General features: G+C 70.8%; 15 protein-coding genes and 1 pseudogene. 10 read left to right on the forward strand and 6 right to left on the reverse strand.

Annotated features, from left to right (window positions below; translation table 11 throughout):
- Positions 1–5 precede the first annotated feature (5 nt).
- Positions 6–1,199, forward strand: a complete 1,194-nt coding sequence (locus tag NMK44_RS11085) for a transglycosylase family protein (protein WP_254741036.1) — start codon at positions 6–8, stop codon at positions 1,197–1,199.
- A 201-nt stretch (positions 1,200–1,400) separates the two neighbouring features.
- Here the strand turns inward: NMK44_RS11085 and NMK44_RS11090 are convergent, their stop codons facing one another.
- Both NMK44_RS11090 and NMK44_RS11095 read right to left on the reverse strand, forming a co-directional pair.
- Positions 1,401–1,670: a DUF1876 domain-containing protein gene (locus NMK44_RS11090; RefSeq protein WP_254741731.1), complete on the reverse strand. Its 270-nt coding sequence runs from the start codon at positions 1,668–1,670 to the stop codon at positions 1,401–1,403.
- 38 nt (positions 1,671–1,708) lie between these two features.
- Positions 1,709–2,350, reverse strand: a pseudogene (locus NMK44_RS11095) (phosphoribosyltransferase); the annotation flags it as partial.
- A gap of 166 nt (positions 2,351–2,516) precedes the next feature.
- Between NMK44_RS11095 and NMK44_RS11100 the strand changes: the two are divergent.
- Positions 2,517–2,756: a hypothetical protein gene (locus NMK44_RS11100; protein ID WP_254741042.1), complete on the forward strand. Its 240-nt coding sequence runs from the start codon at positions 2,517–2,519 to the stop codon at positions 2,754–2,756.
- The gene (locus NMK44_RS11105; protein WP_254741045.1) at positions 2,753–3,523 is read left to right on the forward strand and encodes a DUF72 domain-containing protein; all 771 of its coding nucleotides are present in this window, start codon (positions 2,753–2,755) and stop codon (positions 3,521–3,523) included. Before NMK44_RS11100 ends, NMK44_RS11105 begins: the two co-directional genes overlap by 4 nt.
- A 41-nt stretch (positions 3,524–3,564) precedes the next feature.
- On the opposite strand, the gene NMK44_RS11110 is transcribed toward NMK44_RS11105, so the two are convergent.
- Genes NMK44_RS11110 through NMK44_RS11125 form a run of 4 tightly spaced genes read right to left on the reverse strand, consistent with a single transcriptional unit; the run spans position 3,565 to position 7,890 of the window.
- A complete protein-coding gene (locus tag NMK44_RS11110; RefSeq protein ID WP_254741051.1) occupies positions 3,565–4,389 on the reverse strand; it encodes a carbohydrate ABC transporter permease in 825 nt (274 codons plus the stop codon).
- Positions 4,386–5,300 (reverse strand): carbohydrate ABC transporter permease, encoded by a 915-nt coding sequence (locus tag NMK44_RS11115; RefSeq protein ID WP_254741054.1) that lies wholly within the window; start codon positions 5,298–5,300, stop codon positions 4,386–4,388. The genes NMK44_RS11110 and NMK44_RS11115 overlap by 4 nt, the downstream gene beginning before the upstream one ends.
- Positions 5,297–6,727 carry an extracellular solute-binding protein gene (locus NMK44_RS11120; RefSeq protein WP_254741057.1) on the reverse strand — a complete coding sequence of 477 codons (1,431 nt, stop codon included), beginning with the start codon at positions 6,725–6,727 and terminating at the stop codon, positions 5,297–5,299. Before NMK44_RS11120 ends, NMK44_RS11115 begins: the two co-directional genes overlap by 4 nt.
- 41 nt (positions 6,728–6,768) lie before the next feature.
- Positions 6,769–7,890, reverse strand: coding sequence for a carbohydrate kinase family protein (locus NMK44_RS11125; protein WP_254741060.1), 1,122 nt, complete (start codon positions 7,888–7,890; stop codon positions 6,769–6,771).
- A 128-nt stretch (positions 7,891–8,018) separates the two neighbouring features.
- On the opposite strand from NMK44_RS11125, the gene NMK44_RS11130 reads away from it, so the two are divergent.
- The 7 genes from NMK44_RS11130 (at position 8,019) to NMK44_RS11160 (ending at position 15,447) form a co-directional block, all read left to right on the forward strand.
- A complete protein-coding gene (locus tag NMK44_RS11130; RefSeq protein ID WP_254741063.1) occupies positions 8,019–8,780 on the forward strand; it encodes a DeoR/GlpR family DNA-binding transcription regulator in 762 nt (253 codons plus the stop codon).
- Positions 8,777–10,138 (forward strand): 6-phospho-beta-glucosidase, encoded by a 1,362-nt coding sequence (locus tag NMK44_RS11135; protein WP_254741066.1) that lies wholly within the window; start codon positions 8,777–8,779, stop codon positions 10,136–10,138. Before NMK44_RS11130 ends, NMK44_RS11135 begins: the two co-directional genes overlap by 4 nt.
- Before the next feature lie 293 nt (positions 10,139–10,431).
- Positions 10,432–11,193, forward strand: coding sequence for a DeoR/GlpR family DNA-binding transcription regulator (locus NMK44_RS11140; protein WP_254741069.1), 762 nt, complete (start codon positions 10,432–10,434; stop codon positions 11,191–11,193).
- Positions 11,194–11,272: 79 nt separating this feature from the next.
- A complete protein-coding gene (locus NMK44_RS11145; RefSeq protein ID WP_254741072.1) occupies positions 11,273–12,628 on the forward strand; it encodes an ABC transporter substrate-binding protein in 1,356 nt (451 codons plus the stop codon).
- Positions 12,621–13,586, forward strand: a complete 966-nt coding sequence (locus tag NMK44_RS11150) for a carbohydrate ABC transporter permease (RefSeq protein WP_254741075.1) — start codon at positions 12,621–12,623, stop codon at positions 13,584–13,586. Before NMK44_RS11145 ends, NMK44_RS11150 begins: the two co-directional genes overlap by 8 nt.
- Entirely contained in the window at positions 13,583–14,461 is an 879-nt protein-coding gene (locus NMK44_RS11155; RefSeq protein WP_254741078.1) for a carbohydrate ABC transporter permease, read from the forward strand. The genes NMK44_RS11150 and NMK44_RS11155 overlap by 4 nt, the downstream gene beginning before the upstream one ends.
- Positions 14,458–15,447 (forward strand): zinc-dependent alcohol dehydrogenase family protein, encoded by a 990-nt coding sequence (locus NMK44_RS11160; RefSeq protein ID WP_254741081.1) that lies wholly within the window; start codon positions 14,458–14,460, stop codon positions 15,445–15,447. Before NMK44_RS11155 ends, NMK44_RS11160 begins: the two co-directional genes overlap by 4 nt.
- Positions 15,448–15,493: the final 46 nt, after the last annotated feature.

Below are 15,493 nucleotides of genomic sequence, written 5' to 3' on the forward strand. Positions count from 1 at the left end.
GCTCAATGGCTGCACGCGGACGTCACCGCCGGCCTAAGCCTCGTCGCGTCTCCCGCGCCCAACTCGCGTTCACCGCGGGCGGTGCCGGAGTGGCCCTGCCGCTCATCGGCGTCGGCCAGGCGAACGCCGCCTCCGTGGACACCTGGGACAAGGTGGCGGAGTGCGAGTCCGGCAACAACTGGAGCATCAACACCGGCAACGGCTACTACGGCGGCCTCCAGTTCTCCCAGAGCACCTGGGAGGGGTACGGCGGCGGCTCCTACGCGCCCCGCGCCGACCTGGCCACCAAGGGCGAGCAGATCACCGTGGCCGAGAAGGTGCTCGCCGGCCAGGGCCCCACCGCCTGGCCCGTGTGCTCGGTGAAGGCCGGGCTGACCCGCGGCGGTCCCGCCCCGGACGTCTCGACCGGCTCCGGCGGATCCACCGCGCAGACCCCGAAGGAGACGCCGAAGGCCACGCCCAAGGCGGCCCCGAAGGCCGCACCCAAGGCCACCACCAAGGCCGTCCCCCAGTCCGGCTCCTACACCGTCGCCGGGGGTGACACCCTCTCCCGGATCGCCGGTGCCGAGCACGTCGACGGCGGATGGGAGGCGCTCTACGACGCCAACCGCCGGACCATCGGCGACGACCCCAATCTGATCCTGCCCGGCCAGCGGCTCTCCCTCGACACCGAGGGCGGACAGAAGCAGGCTCCGCGGGCCACGCCCAAGCCCAAGCCGAGCACCGACGCCGGGAAGGCGAGCAGCTCCGGCTCCGCCCAGGGGCGGCAGGACTCCACCGCCCGCTCTTCCTCCTCCTTCACCACCCCGGTCGCCAGCACCCAGGTGGGCACCGCCTACGGGGTGTCCGGCAGCAGCTGGTCCAGCGGTCACCACACCGGTGCCGACTTCCCCGTGCCCTCGGGTACCCAGGTGCGGGCGGTGGGCCCGGCCGAGGTGGTCGCGGCGGGCTGGGGCGGGTCGTACGGCTACCAGGTCGTGCTGCGCCACTCCGACGGCATGTACAGCCAGTACGCGCATATGTCGGCGCTCTCCGTCCAGGTCGGCCAGTCGGTCAAGGGCGGCCAGCAGATCGGCAGCTCCGGTTCGACCGGCAACAGCACCGGCCCGCATCTGCACTTCGAGGTGCGCACCGGTCCCGACTACGGCTCGGACGTCAATCCGCTGAGCTATCTGCGCTCCAAGGGCGTCTCCGTCTGAACGAGGACTGAGCGGGGTCCGAACGGGGTCCGAGCGGCCCCGGCCCCGGCGGGCCCGGGGAGAAGACACCGGTGGGCTGCCCGGACGGCACTGTCGTCCGGGCAGCCCAGCATGTCCGGCGCGGCACCCTCATGCCACGGCGGACGGCCCCGCTTCCCCGCGGTCCTCATCGGTCGCGACGCCTGCCGCCGCGACCGGCGCCTACATCGTCAGATGTGCCTTGGTGTGCGTGAGTTCCTCGATGTCGCCACCCGCCTTGCCGATCAGCCGGTGGGCGAGGTTGCTCAGCGCCCGTGCCGCCGCGATCTCCTCGCCGACCCTCGGCTGTGCCGGGTCGTCGGGGTTGCGGTTGGCGCGGCCCTGGGCCAGCATCTCCGTGCCGTCGTGCATTCTCAGCCTGACCACCGCTTCGGTCAGGGGGCCGACCTCACGGAATTCCATCTGTATGTCGCATCCCACGATCGTCTCCATCACGATCACCTCCTGCCTCACCTTCCAGGATGCGCCTCCCCCGTCTCTCCGGTCGACCCGGACAGCAGCTCCACCACCTCGGCGTCCCCGGTCTGGGAGAAGTCCTGGTACCACTCCCCGACCGCCGAGAACTCCGGCGGTGCGAACAGGCACACCACCTCGTCCGCGTCCTCGCGCAGAGCCGTGACGGCGTCCGGCGGCGCCACCGGTACGGCCAGGACGACCCGGGCCGCACCCTGGGCACGTGCCACCCGGCAGGCGGCGCGCGCGGTGGCCCCGGTGGCGATCCCGTCGTCCACGACGATCACCGTCCGGCCCTCGACCGGGACGCGCGCCCGGCCGCGGCGGAACCGCCGCGCCTGCCGGACCAGCTCCGCCTGCTCGGCGCGCTCGACCTCCGCGAGGTCCTCCTCGGCGGCCCGGCTCATCCGGATGATCGCCTGGTGCACCACCCGTACCCCGCCCTCGCCGATGGCGCCGAAACCCAGCTCACGGTGGTGGGGGACGCCCAGCTTGCGGACGATGATCACGTCCAGCGGCGCCCCGAGGGACCGGGCGACCTCGAAGGCCACCGGCACCCCGCCCCGGGGCAGCCCCAGCACCACCGGTTCCTCCTCGCCCAGCGGCCGCAGCGCCCCGGCCAGGCGCCGCCCGGCGTCCACCCGGTCATTGAAGATCATCACTCACCCCGCTCACCCCCGGCACAAAGGCTCTCCTTCGAATCAAGCGGACAATGCCCCGCGCCGCAAACGGGCCGGACCGCGGACCGGACCGCCCCCGCGCCCGGTCGCGTCCCGTCGCGTCCCGGTCCGCGCGCCTCCGCCGTCGTGGAGGCACCCTGGAGACATGAGGAACACGACGCATCCGGTCGAGTCCGGGTACCCCGTCTTCGTCGAGCCCTTCGACGCGGACAACCGCTACCGGCGGGTGCGGCTGCGGGGCCTCGGCTCTGAACCCCTCGAACGCGAGGAGTTCGAGCCCACGGTCCGCAAGGCCTTCCCGGACATCGACTTCGACGATCCACAGCAGGTCCACTGGGCCGACCGGCCGGGACAGTGGCCGGCCTGGCACCCGGGCGAGGCATGACCGTCCTGGTCGGCACCTCGGGCTGGCAGTACAAGGACTGGCGGGGTGATCTCTACCCGGCCGACCGCCCGCAGCGGCTGTGGCTGGAGGAGTACGCGCATGCCTTCGCCACGGTCGAGAGCAACAACGCCTTCTACCGGCTGCCCGACCGCGACCAGTTCGCCACCTGGCGGGAGCGCACCCCCGACGGTTTTGTGATGGCGCTCAAGGCCAGCCGCTACCTCACCCACATCAAGCGGCTGCGCGACCCCCAGGAGCCGGTGGCGCGGCTGATGGAGCACGCACGGGGCCTCGGCGACCGGCTCGGCCCCGTCCTGCTCCAGCTGCCGCCCACCCTGCGCGCCGACCCCACGCTGCTGGACACCTGTCTGGGCCGGTTCCCCGGCGGCACCCGGGTGGCGGTCGAACCGCGCCACACCTCCTGGTGGACCGATGAGGTGCGCGCGGTGCTGGAGCGGCACGGCGCCGCCCTGTGCTGGGCGGACAGCGGCTCACGCCCGGCCGCCCCGCTGTGGCGCACGGCCGGATGGGGCTATCTGCGCTTCCACGGTGGCCGCGCCCACCCGGCCCCGCACTACGGCGCCCAGGCGCTGACCACCTGGGCGCACCGGGTGGCCGAGACCTGGCCGGAGGGTGCCGAGGTGTACGCCTACTTCAACAACGACACCGGCGGCGCGGCGGTGCACGACGCCGTCACCTTCGCCCGGTCGCTGTCCCGGCTGGGCCGGGAGGTCAGCCGTACGCCCTCCCGGCTGCCGGCGGCCTGACCCGGCCCGCTGCCGCGCAGCGGCTCACTCCCCGCCGCGGCTCACTCCTTGACGGCGCCGCCCAGCATCCCCTCGATGAAACGGCGCTGGAGCGCCACATAGACGACGACCACCGGCAGCGCGATGAGCACCGAGGCCGCCGCGAGCAGGGACGCGTCGGAACTGTGCTGCCCCTGGAAGAAGGCGAGCCCCAGCGGCACCGTGCGATGGGCCTCGTCGCTGACCATCACCAGTGCCATCAGGAACTCGTTCCAGGTCCACATGAAGGTGATGACGACCATGGTGGAGATCGCGGGCCGGCCCATCGGCACCAGCACCCGCCACAGGGTGGTCCAGGTGTTCGCGCCGTCGATCCGCGCCGCCTCGATCACCGCCCGGGCGCTGCCCCGGAAGTAGGTGCGCATCCAGAACACACCGAAGGCCAGGGACTGCGCGGTCTGCGGCAGGATCAGCGCCCAGTAGGTGTCGGTGAGCCCGGCCCAGCGCAGATCGAAGTAGAGCGGGACGACCAGCGCCTCCTGCGGCAGGGTGAGCCCGATGACGAACAGGTAGAACAGCACGGTGGAGCCGGGGAAGCGCATCACCCCGAAGGCGTACGCGGCCAGTACGGCCAGCACCGTGGTGGCCGCCACGACGACCGCGGTGACCAGGACCGAGTTGCCGAGGTAGGTGCCGAAGTGGCCGCGGCTCCAGGCGTCGGTGAAGTTGCTCCAGTGCAGTCCGCCCTCGGGCAGCGAGAACCCGGTGTCCAGGGAGTCCGGTGAGCCGAAGGCCGTGGAGAGGATGCCGGCCACGGGGGTGAGCGCGATGACCGCGAACAGGGTCAGGATGCCGTAGGTGACACCGCGTTCCAGACGTGTGGTCATGACCGCCGCCCTTCGACGAGCCGGGAGACCGTGACGGTCAGGACGAAGATCAGCACGGTGAGGGCCACACCGACGGCGGCGGCCGAGCCGACCTGGTTGGTCTCGAAGGCCCGGTGGTAGACCTCGTAGGCGGGGACGGAGGTGGCGTTTCCGGGGCCGCCGCTGGTGGTGATGTAGATCAGGTCGAAGTTGCGCAGCCCCGCGATGATGGTCAGGGTCAGTGCCACCGCGATCTGCGGCCGCAGGCCGGGCAGGGTGACGGTGAGGAACTCCCGCACCGGCCCGGCACCGTCCATCCGCGCCGCCTCGTAGAGCTCCCGGGGGATCCGCTGGGCCCCGGCGAGGAAGAGGATCATGCACAGTCCGGTGCCGACCCAGGTGCCGACCACACCGACGGCGGGCAGCGCCCAGGTGTAGTCGCCGAGCCAGGGGCGGGCCAGTGAGCCGAGGCCCACGGCCCGGAGGGTGTCGTTGAGCAGTCCGTCCGGGGCGAGGATGGAGCGCCAGGCCACGCCGACCACGATCAGGGCCAGCACCTGGGGCAGGAACAGGACGGTGCGGAAGAAGGTCATCCCGCGCACCCGGACCCGGGACATCACCGCGGCCAGCAGCAGTCCGATGGCCACCGGCAGCGCCGAGTAGAACAGGAGCAGCAGCAGGGCGTGGGCGAACGGGGCGCGCAGCGAGGGGTCCCTGAACAGGTCCCGGTAGTTGTCGAACCCGGCCGGGGTGGCGACGCCGAGACCGTCCCAGTGCACGAAGGACAGCCACACCGACTGGCCGAAGGGGTAGAGCAGGAACACGGCGTACACCGCGAGGGCGGGCAGGACGTAGAGGTAGCCGACGGCGCGGGGCTCACCGGGTGCCTGCCGCCGGTGGCCGCTCCTCAGCGCGGCGAGTCGGCGCTTCATCCGGTGCTCGCCGGGCCCGGCTTCGCCGCGTGGCGTTCACGCTGTTCCGTCATGAAGGGGCCGTAGTCCTGTTGGAGGGTGGTGGCCAGCTTCGCCGGTGAGGTCCTGCCGCTGACGACGCCCTGGAGGGCGGCCGAGAGGGTGTCGTAGAAGGTGGGTGTGGAGTAGTCCAGGTACGGCACGAGGCCGTCGGCGGCGCTGAGCCGCTTCCAGCCGTCGATCATCTGGCCGTCCACGGTGTCCGGGGCCACCGCGGCGGCGGCCTTGCCGGGGACGGCGGGCAGCACCCCGTGGCGGGTCATGACGTCGGCCGCGTGCTCGTCGGTGATGAAGTCCAGGTAGGCGGCGGCCACTTCGGGATGGCGGGAGCGGGAGGTGACCGACCAGGCCAGGCCCTGTCCGCCGGTGGTGACGGGGTCACCACCGGCCTTCGCGGGCGGCGGTGGCATCAGCCCCAGCTTGTCGCCCATGGTCTTCTTCAGATCGGCCAGCTGCCAGGTGCCGGTCAGCAGATAGGCGCCCTCGCCGGAGGCGAACTTCTTGGCCGCGTCGTCGTAGCCGAGGCCGTTGGCGCCCTTGGGCAGGTAGCCGCGTTCCATCCAGTCGGTGAGGGTGGCCGCGGCGCCCTTGGTGGCGGCGTTGTCGAAGCCGTCGCCGCGGCCGAGGACGGTGTCCCGGGTACCGGCGGCGTCGAGCTGGTCCTGGAGCACCCCGAAGGTGTGGATGGCCGGGTACTTGTCCAGGTTGCCGAACTGCACCGGCAGCTCACCGCGGTCCTTCAGCTCCGCCAGGCCGTCGGTGAGGTCCCGCCAGGTCTCCGGTGGTTCGAGACCGGACTTCTTCAGCAGGTCCTTGTTGTAGTAGAGCCCGATGTACTCACCGGTCTGGGATATCCCGTACAGCCGACCGGTGCCGAAGTCGGTGCCGTCGGCGGAGACCCGGTTCAGATTGAGCAGGGTGTTCGGGTAGCGGGTGTTCCAGTCGTAGATCCCGGCGTAGTTGTCCAGCGGGGCCAGCAGTCCGGCCCGGACGAAGGAGACCATATCGGGGTAGCCCTGGTTGGCCTGGATGACGTCCGGCGGGTTGTTGCCGGACACCGCCAGTTTCAGCGTGGTCTTCAGATCGGTGAAGCTGCGCGCCACCCGCTTGATCCGCACATTGGGATACTTCTGCTCGAACTCCTCGTTGAGCTCCGTCAGTTCACCGTCGGTACCGCCGCGGATCTCCTGGTCCCACACGGTCAGCGTGACCTTCCCGGCCTTCGCCGGATCCGGTACGGCGGTGCCCGCCCCGGCGCCGGAACCGGCGGCCCCCGAGCCGTCGGTTCCGGGTACACAGCCCGCGGCGAGCAGGACGAGGGCGGCGGTGAGCACGGTGGGCGCGGCTCTGGTGTGCCGTCGGCGCGCCCCGGTACCGGGGATTCCCATGGAGATCTCCTTCAGGCGGTGAGCAGGACCGGCGGGCGGTGTCAGGCGCCCCGGAAACCGATGGTGGGCAGGGCCCTCAGCCGTGGCCAGTCGCGCACTCCGGCCGGGATCAGGGCGGAGAGGAATCCGTAGCGGCGCGCCAGTTCGCGGGCGTCCGCGGCGCCGCCGCGCGCCGAGCGTTCGGCGCGGTTCCACCACACCGCCACCTCCGGCCAGCCGGGCGCGGCGAGCGACCCGCCGAAGTGCTGGACGGACAGGGCGGCGGTGAGGTTGGCGAAGGCGAGCCGGTCGGTGAGCGGCCACCCGGCGAGCGTTCCGGTCATGAACCCGGCCACGAACACATCACCGGCGCCGGTGGGGTCGAGCGCCTCCACGGCGAGCCCCGGCACCTCGGCGCTCTCCCCGGTGACCGAGTCGATGGCCACCGCGCCCTCGGGGCCCTTGGTGACGACGGCGATGGGCACCCGTTCGGCCAGGGCCCGCACCGCCCGCCCGGGGCTGTCGGTGCCGGTGTAGCGCTGGGCCTCGGCCGCGTTGGGCAGGAAGGCATGGGCGTGGGGCAGGTCGGGGAGGGCGGCGAGGTCCCAGCGGCCGCTGTCGTCCCAGCCGACGTCGGCGAAGACCTTGCTGCCCTGGGCGTGCGCCAGGCCCACCCACTCCTGTGGCCGTCCCGGTTCGAAGGAGGCCACACAGGCGCGGGTGCGGGGCGGGGTGCCCGGCACGGCGGGCGGGGGCGCCGGGTGCTCATGGGTGACCATGGTCCGCTCGCCCTCGTACGCCATGGAGACGGTGACCGGGGAGTGCCAGCCGGGGACCCGGCGGGAGGGGGCGAGATCGACGCCTTCGCCGTTCTCCAGGCTCTCCCAGCAGTAGTCGCCGTAGACATCGGCGCCGAACGCCGCGGCCAGGGTGGTGTGCAGCCCGAGCCGGGCCAGTGCGGTGGCCATGTTGGCGATGCCACCGGGGCTGGAGCCCATCCCGCGCGCCCAGCTCTCGGTGCCGCGCACCGGAGCGTGGTCGAGCCCGGTGAAGATGATGTCCAGGAACACCGTGCCGGTCAGATAGACGTCGTGCACCGGGTCATCGGGGGCGCGCAGCGCCGCGAGCGGATCGATCGGGTGGATCGAGTGGATCGGATCGGGTGTTCCGGCCGTGGAGCTCACCAACGCGCCTTTCTCTGAGTCGGGGGAAGGTGTTCCAGATGTGAGCGACACCTTGCACCCGCCTGACGACTAATGCAAGAGGTCGGTCACACTCGCGCAGAGTCGCTCATGTGGAGTAGGTTTCCCCCATGCTGCGAGAGACCCGCCACGAGAAGCTGCTGAGCATCCTCGGCGAGGAGGGCGTGCTGCCCATCGGGGAGATCGCATCGCGTCTGGGCATCAGCGAGGCCACCGCCCGCCGGGACATCACCGAGCTGGGCCGCGCCGGGCGGCTCACCCGGGTCTACGGCGGCGCGGTGGCCGCCCCCAGCCCGGACGAGGAGCGCCCGTTCAGCGAGGTGGCGGTCGACGACCTGGCCGAGAAGCAGGCCGTGGCCCACCGGGCGGCGGAGCTGGTGGCGGACGGCGATGTGGTGCTGCTGGACATCGGCACCACCACCCTCCAGCTCGCCAAGCAGCTACGGGGACGGCCGGTCACCATCGTGACCAGCAATCTCGCCGTCTACGACGAACTGCGCGACGACCCGCGGGTCACACTGATCCTGCTCGGCGGGCAGGTCCGCGCCAACTACCGGTCGGTGGTGGGCTTCCTCACCGAGTCCAACATCCGGCAGCTGCACGTGGGCCGTCTCTTCCTCGGCGCGAGCGGGGTGCTGCCGGACGGCAGCGTGCTGGACAGCACCCATGTGGAAGTGCCGGTGAAACGGGCCATGCTCGAGGCCACCCGTGAGGTGGTGCTGCTGGTCACCACGGGCAAGTTCCCCGGCGAGACCGGCCTCGCCCGGATCTGCGGGCCCCGGCAGATCGACACCCTGATCACCAATACGAGATCCGATCCGGCGACGCTCGATGTGTTCCGCGAGGCCGATGTGGAGGTACTGACGGTATGAGGCTGACTGTGCTGGGTGGCGGCGGTTTCCGGATGCCCCTGGTGTACCGGGCCCTGCTGGACGACACCGGCGACGCGGCCGGGCGCTGCACCGAACTGGTGCTGTACGACACCGACCGCACCCGGCTCGACGCCATCGGCGCGGTCCTGGCCGAGCAGGCGGCCGGCCACGCCACCGCCCCCGCCGTACGGGCCACCACCGATCTCGACGAGGCGCTGCGCGGCGCCGACTTCGTCTTCTCCGCGATCCGCGTCGGCGGTCTGGAGGGGCGTGCGCACGACGAGCGGGTACCCCTGGCCGAAGGAGTGCTCGGCCAGGAGACCGTCGGTGCGGGCGGGGTGCTCTACGGACTGCGCACCCTTCCGGTGGCGGTCCGGATCGCCGAGCGCATCGCGGCCGTGGCCCCGGACGCCTGGGTCATCAACTTCACCAACCCCGCGGGCATGGTCACCGAGGCCATGCAGCGGGTGCTGGGCGACCGGGTGATCGGCATCTGCGACTCACCGGTGGGGCTGTGCCGCCGGGCCGCGCGGGCGCTGGGTGCCGACCCGGACCGGGCCTCCTACGACTACGTCGGACTCAATCACCTCGGCTGGCTGCGCCGGGTGGTGGTGGACGGCCGGGACCGGATGCCCGAACTCCTCGCGGACACCGCACTGCTGGAGTCCTTCGAGGAGGGGAAGCTGTTCGGGGCCGAATGGCTGCGGGCCCTGGGCGCCCTGCCCAACGAGTACCTGCACTACTACTACTTCAACCGTGAGGCGGTGGCCTCGATCCGGCAGGCCCCGGCCACCCGCGGGGAGTTCCTCAGGGAGCAGCAGGCTCGCTTCTACACGTCGGCGGCCGCCGGGACCACCGGGGCGCTGGAGGTGTGGGAGCGGACCCGGCTGGAGCGCGAGGCCACGTACATGGCGGAGAGCCGTGAGGCCACCGGTGGCTGGCAGCGCGACAGCTGCGACCTGGACGGCGGCGGCTACGACCGGATCGCGCTGGCCATCATGCGGGCCATCGCCCGCGACGAGCGCACCACGCTGATCCTCAACGTCCGCAACCGCACCGCGGTCCCCGGCCTGGACGCCGACGCCGTGGTGGAGGTGCCGTGTCTGGTGGACGCGGGCGGCGCGCGTCCGCTGGCGGCCGGGGCGGTGGCCCCGGACCAGCTCGGGCTGATGCTCTCGCTGAAGGCCGTGGAGCGGTCGACCATCGAGGCGGCGACCGGAGCGGGCGCCCGCGCGGGCAGCGCCCGCGGCGCGGCCCTGCGGGCCCTCGCCCTCCATCCGCTGGTGGACTCGGTGACCGTGGCGGCCCGGATCCTCGACGCCTCGGGAGCACTCACCCACGACGTGCCCCGCGCCTGAGCTCCCTGCCCCCTGGCTGTCCGAACGGGCAGCCGTCCGTCGCCGGTCACGCCCGGTCGGGCCCTCCGGCCGTGGCTCCTGCGATGAAACGGGCGGCAAACGGGCCCGCTACAGCGCCGACCAGGCAGTCCGGATCCGCACCATTTGCCACTTCACACCGGGTGACCTGCTGAGATAACGTTCGTGAAACGGGCACATACGGTCACGATCTCTTCGGCGTCAAGGCTGGCCACGTGATGACGGGCTTGTAAAACTTCCACGCAAGCCAGGAGAGCGACGCAGGGAGGTGCGGTATGGACGCGGAGGAACGCCGTCGGGAGATCCTCGACACGGCGCGCCGCGCCGGTGTGGTGGACGTCGGCAAACTCGCCGCGGACCTCGGTGTCTCCAAGGAGACCGTGCGGCGCGACCTGAGGGTGCTGGAGGAACACGGTCTGGTGCGCCGCACCCACGGTGGCGCCTACCCCGTGGAGAGCGCGGGGTTCGAGACCACCCTGGCCTTCCGCACCACCATGCATGTCCCGGAGAAGCAGCGGATCGCGGAGGCGGCGGCCTCACTGCTGGGCGACGCCGAGACGGTCTTCGTGGACGAGGGGTTCACCCCGCAGCTGATCGCGGAGGCCCTGCCCCGGGACCGTCCGCTCACCGTGATCACCGCGTCCCTCGCCACCGCCGGGGGGCTCGCCGGACGGGAGAACACCACGGTGCTGCTGCTCGGCGGCCGGGTCCGTGGCGGCACCATGGCCACGGTCGACCACTGGGCGACCCATATGCTCTCCGGCTTCGTGATCGACCTCGCCTTCATCGGTGCCAACGGCATCTCCCGGCAGTACGGTCTGACCACCCCCGATCCCGCGGTCAGCGAGGTCAAGGCGCAGGTGGTCCGGGTCTCCCGGCGGAAGGTGTTCTCCGGGGTGCACACCAAGTTCGGCGCCGTGAGCTTCTGCCGGTTCGCGGAGGTGTCCGACTTCGAGGCGATCGTCACCGACACCGGGCTGCCGCTCACCGAAGCACATCGCTACTCTCTGCTGGGTCCGCAGATCATCCGCGTCTGACGTGACGTCACGCGCCCCGCTGCGCACCGCTGTTCCTCGATCGCTCCCGTCCCCACACGTCCCTTCGATTGGACCCGTCATGCCCGTCCTGACTCTTCGTGCTGCCCGGATACCGCTGGTGGCCCTGACCGCGGGAGCGCTCCTCGCCGGGTGCGCCGGTATGGGGGGCGGTGGATCCGGCGGCAAGACCATCAATGTGCTGATGGTCAACAACCCCCAGATGATGGAGTTGCGGAAGCTCACCGAGAAGCACTTCACCAAGGAAACCGGCATCAAGGTGAACTTCACGGTGCTGCCGGAGAACGATGTCCGCGACAAGATCAGTCAGGACTTCGCCAACCAGGCCGGCCAGTACGACGTGGCGACCATCAGCAACTTCGAGGTCCCGTTCTACGCCAGGAACGACTGGCTGCTGCCGCTGGACAAACGGGTGGCGCACGACCGGGCCTTCGACCAGAAGGACATCCTGCCCTCGATGCGCCAGTCGCTGACGGCCGACGACGGACATCTCTACGCCCAGCCGTTCTACGGTGAGTCGTCCTTCCTGATGTACCGCAAGGACGTGTTCGCGGAGAAGAACCTGACCATGCCCAAACGGCCCACCTGGCAGCAGGTGGCCGATCTGGCGGCCAAGGCCGACGGCGCCCGCGACGGGATGAAGGGCATCTGTCTGCGCGGACTGCCCGGCTGGGGCGAGCTGATGGCACCGCTGACCACGGTGGTCAACACCTTCGGCGGCACCTGGTTCACCAAGGACTGGAAGGCGCGGCTGACCTCCCCCGAGTTCACCAAGGCCACCAAGTTCTACGTCGACCTGGTGCGCGACCACGGTGAGGCGGGCGCCGCCCAGTCCGGCTTCGCCGAATGCCTCAACAACCTCACCCAGGGCAAGAGCGCGATGTGGTACGACGCCACCTCGGCCGCCGGATCGCTGGAAGCCGCCGACTCCCCGGTCAAGGGAAAGATCGGCTATGTGCAGGCGCCGGTGGAGAAGACCGAGAGCTCCGGCTGGCTCTACACCTGGGCCTGGGGCATCCAGAGTGCGTCCCGCACCCCCGACAACGCCTGGAAGTTCGTCCGCTGGGCCTCCAGCAAGCAGTACGAATCCCTGGTGGGAAAGACCTTCGGCTGGGCCAACGTCCCGGCGGGCAAACGGGCCTCCACCTACGCCAACCCCGACTACCGCAAGGCCGCCGGAACCTTCTCGGAGGTCACCCGCGAGGCCATCACCAGTGCCCGGCCGCGCGACCCGGGTGTGCAGCCCAGGCCGACGATCGGCATCCAGTTCGTCGACATCCCCGAGTTCTCCGACCTCGGCACCAAGGTCGCACACGAGATCAGCGCCGCGATCGCCGGAAAGCAGTCCGTCGACGAGGCATTGCGGAAGTCGCAGAAGCTGGCCGAGAAGGTCGGCGAGGAGTACCGAGATGAGTAATCCCACGACCACCGCGCCCGCCCGCGGCCCGCGCCCGCCCGCCGTGGCCGGCGCCCCGCGGCGCACCGCCAAGGCACCCCGCAACCGGGCCCGCGAATGGGCCACCCGAGCTCCGCTGATGCCCGCGCTGATCTTCCTGATCGTGGTCACCCAGTTGCCGTTCGTGGCCACCCTGGTGATCTCGTTCTTCGACTGGAACGCCTTCCGGCCGGAGCGGCGCGAGTTCGTCGGCCTGGAGAACTTCCGCACGGTGGCCAGTGACGAGGGTCTGCGCGAGTCCATCCTGACCACCGTGCTGCTGACCGCCACCGTGGTGGTCGTCAGTGTGGTGCTGGGCCTGCTGCTCGCCCTGCTGCTGGACCGGAAGTTCCGGGGCCGGGGACTGGTGCGCACCATGCTCATCGCGCCGTTCCTGCTGGTCCCGGTGGCCTCCGCACTGCTGTGGAAGCATGCGCTGTACAACCCTGAGTACGGGCTGTTCAACGGGGTACTCCACTGGCTGGGCGGACCCCAGCCGGATTGGATCTCGGACATGCCGCTGCTGGCCGTGGAGATGTCCCTGGTGTGGCAGTGGACACCGTTCATGATGCTGATCCTGCTGGCCGGGCTGCAGAGCCGGCCGCTGGACATGATCGAGGCGGCCCGGCTGGACGGCGCGGGCAACTGGCAGATCTTCCGCTACCTCACCCTGCCGCATCTGCGCCGCTATCTGGAGCTGGGCACCCTGCTGGGGTCGGTCTACATCGTGCAGAACTTCGACGCGGTGTTCACCCTGACCCGTGGCGGTCTGGACACCGCCAACCTCCCGTACACCATCTACGAGACCTTCTACAACGCCCATGAGTACGGACTGGCATCCGCGGCCGGTGTGCTGGTGGTGATCGGCACGATCGTCATCGCCACCTTCGCGCTGCGCGTGGTGTCGTCCCTGTTCCGTGAGGAGGTGTCCCGCGCATGACCGCGTCGACCGCCCCGGCGGCCACCACCGCCGTTCCCCCGTACGCCCGCCGGGCCAGGCGCCGCGGCGCCGCGCTCGGACTGCTGGCCTGGTTCATCGGCATCGTGTTCGTCCTCCCCGTGCTGTGGATGGTGCTGACCTCCTTCCACGCGGAGTCGGACGCCGCCACCAATCCGCCCTCGGTGGCCGCGCCGCTGACCCTGGACGGCTACCGCGAGTTCTTCGGGGCGGACGGCGGCGCCAGCCCGTGGCCGCCGCTGCTCAACTCACTCGGCGCGAGCGTGTTCTCCACGCTCTTCGTGCTGGTCCTGGCCCTTCCGGCCGCGTACGCGCTGTCCATCCGGCGGGTGCGCAAGTGGACGGATGTGATGTTCTTCTTCCTGTCCACGAAGATGCTGCCGGTCGTCGCCGGTCTGCTCCCGGTGTTCCTGTTCGCCAAGGACACCCACTTCCTGGACAACATCTGGCTGCTCGTCATCCTCTACACCTCGATGAACCTGCCGATCGCGGTCTGGATGATGCAGTCCTTCCTCGCCGACATCCCGGTGTCCGTGATCGAGGCGGCGCAGATGGACGGGGCGCGGCTGCCCACCGTCCTGGTCCGGGTGATCGCCCCGATCGCCGGTCCGGGGATCGCGGCCACCTCCCTGATCTGCTTCATCTTCAGCTGGAACGAGATGCTCTTCGCGCAGGTGCTCACCGGTGTGGTCGCCCAGACCGCTCCGGCGTTCCTGACCGGTTTCGTCACCAGCCAGGGGCTGTTCCTCGCCCAGGTGTGCGCCGCCTCGGTCGTCATTTCCCTGCCGGTGCTCGCCGCCGGTTTCGCCGCCCAGGACAAGCTGGTCCAGGGCCTGTCTCTAGGAGCCGTCAAATGAGGGCCGCCGTCATCGAAGCTCCCGGGAAGGTCACCGTCGAGACCGTTCCGGACCCCACACCCGGCCGCCGCGAGGTGGTGGTCGAGGTGTCGGCGTGCGGGCTGTGCGGCACGGATCTGCACATCCTCCAGGGCGAGTTCGCCCCCACGCTGCCGATCGTCCCCGGGCATGAGTTCGCCGGACGGCTGGTGGGCGTCGGCAGCGATGTCACCGAGCTGTCGGTGGGCGACCGGGTCGCGGTGGATCCGTCGCTGCACTGTCACGAGTGCCGCTACTGCCGGATCGGCCGGGGCAACCTGTGCGACAACTGGAACGCCATCGGGGTCAGTGTCCCCGGCGGCGCCGCCGAGTTCGCCGTCGCGCCGGTGGCCAACTGCGTCAAGCTGCCGGAGCATGTGGAGACGGCCGACGCGGCCCTGATCGAACCGCTGTCCTGCGCGGTGCGCGGCTATGACGTGCTGCACGGCAATCTGGGCGCGGAGGTGCTGATCTACGGCTCGGGCACGATGGGCCTGATGATGCTGGAGCTGGCCAAGCGGACCGGCGCCACCAGTGTGGACATGGTGGACATCAACGCCGAGCGGCTGGCCACCGCGAGCACCCTGGGCTGCTCCCGGTCCGCCGCCTCACCGGACAAGCTGGAGCAGCCGCGCGGCTGGGACGTGGTCATCGACGCGACCGGCAACCAGGCCGCCATTCAGGACGGACTGACCCGCGTCGCCAAGGCCGGAACGTTTCTCCAGTTCGGTGTCTCCGACTACGCGACCCGGGCCACCATCGAGCCGTACAAGATCTACAACCAGGAGATCACCATCACCGGTTCGATGGCCGTGCTGCACAGCTACGAGCGGGCCGCCGGACTGTTCGCCTCGGGCGTCCTGGACCCGAAGGTCTTCATCAGCCACCGGCTGCCGCTGGAGGAGTACCCCGCGGCCCTGGAGCGGTTCGCGTCCGGTCAGGGCCGCAAGATCGTGGTGGTCCCCTAACGTTCCGGCGACGTACCCGACGCGCACCGGTGGGGAGGGCATGATG

Source organism: Streptomyces cucumeris (genome assembly GCF_024295805.1).
In the GTDB taxonomy this organism is placed as follows: Bacteria; Actinomycetota; Actinomycetes; order Streptomycetales; family Streptomycetaceae; genus Streptomyces; species Streptomyces cucumeris.

Bases quoted from the DNA above. Each gene is read 5' to 3' on its own strand.
- NMK44_RS11085 (WP_254741036.1), top strand. From the start codon at position 6: ATGGCTGCACGCGGACGTCACCGCCGGCCTAAGCCTCGTCGCGTCTCC.
- NMK44_RS11155 (WP_254741078.1), top strand. From the start codon at position 13,583: ATGACCGCGTCGACCGCCCCGGCGGCCACCACCGCCGTTCCCCCGTAC.
- NMK44_RS11110 (WP_254741051.1), bottom strand. From the start codon at position 4,389: ATGACCACACGTCTGGAACGCGGTGTCACCTACGGCATCCTGACCCTG.
- NMK44_RS11100 (WP_254741042.1), top strand. From the start codon at position 2,517: ATGAGGAACACGACGCATCCGGTCGAGTCCGGGTACCCCGTCTTCGTC.
- NMK44_RS11105 (WP_254741045.1), top strand. From the start codon at position 2,753: ATGACCGTCCTGGTCGGCACCTCGGGCTGGCAGTACAAGGACTGGCGG.
- NMK44_RS11130 (WP_254741063.1), top strand. From the start codon at position 8,019: ATGCTGCGAGAGACCCGCCACGAGAAGCTGCTGAGCATCCTCGGCGAG.
- NMK44_RS11120 (WP_254741057.1), bottom strand. From the start codon at position 6,727: ATGGGAATCCCCGGTACCGGGGCGCGCCGACGGCACACCAGAGCCGCG.
- NMK44_RS11140 (WP_254741069.1), top strand. From the start codon at position 10,432: ATGGACGCGGAGGAACGCCGTCGGGAGATCCTCGACACGGCGCGCCGC.
- NMK44_RS11135 (WP_254741066.1), top strand. From the start codon at position 8,777: ATGAGGCTGACTGTGCTGGGTGGCGGCGGTTTCCGGATGCCCCTGGTG.
- NMK44_RS11115 (WP_254741054.1), bottom strand. From the start codon at position 5,300: ATGAAGCGCCGACTCGCCGCGCTGAGGAGCGGCCACCGGCGGCAGGCA.
- NMK44_RS11090 (WP_254741731.1), bottom strand. From the start codon at position 1,670: ATGGAGACGATCGTGGGATGCGACATACAGATGGAATTCCGTGAGGTC.
- NMK44_RS11145 (WP_254741072.1), top strand. From the start codon at position 11,273: ATGCCCGTCCTGACTCTTCGTGCTGCCCGGATACCGCTGGTGGCCCTG.
- NMK44_RS11150 (WP_254741075.1), top strand. From the start codon at position 12,621: ATGAGTAATCCCACGACCACCGCGCCCGCCCGCGGCCCGCGCCCGCCC.
- NMK44_RS11160 (WP_254741081.1), top strand. From the start codon at position 14,458: ATGAGGGCCGCCGTCATCGAAGCTCCCGGGAAGGTCACCGTCGAGACC.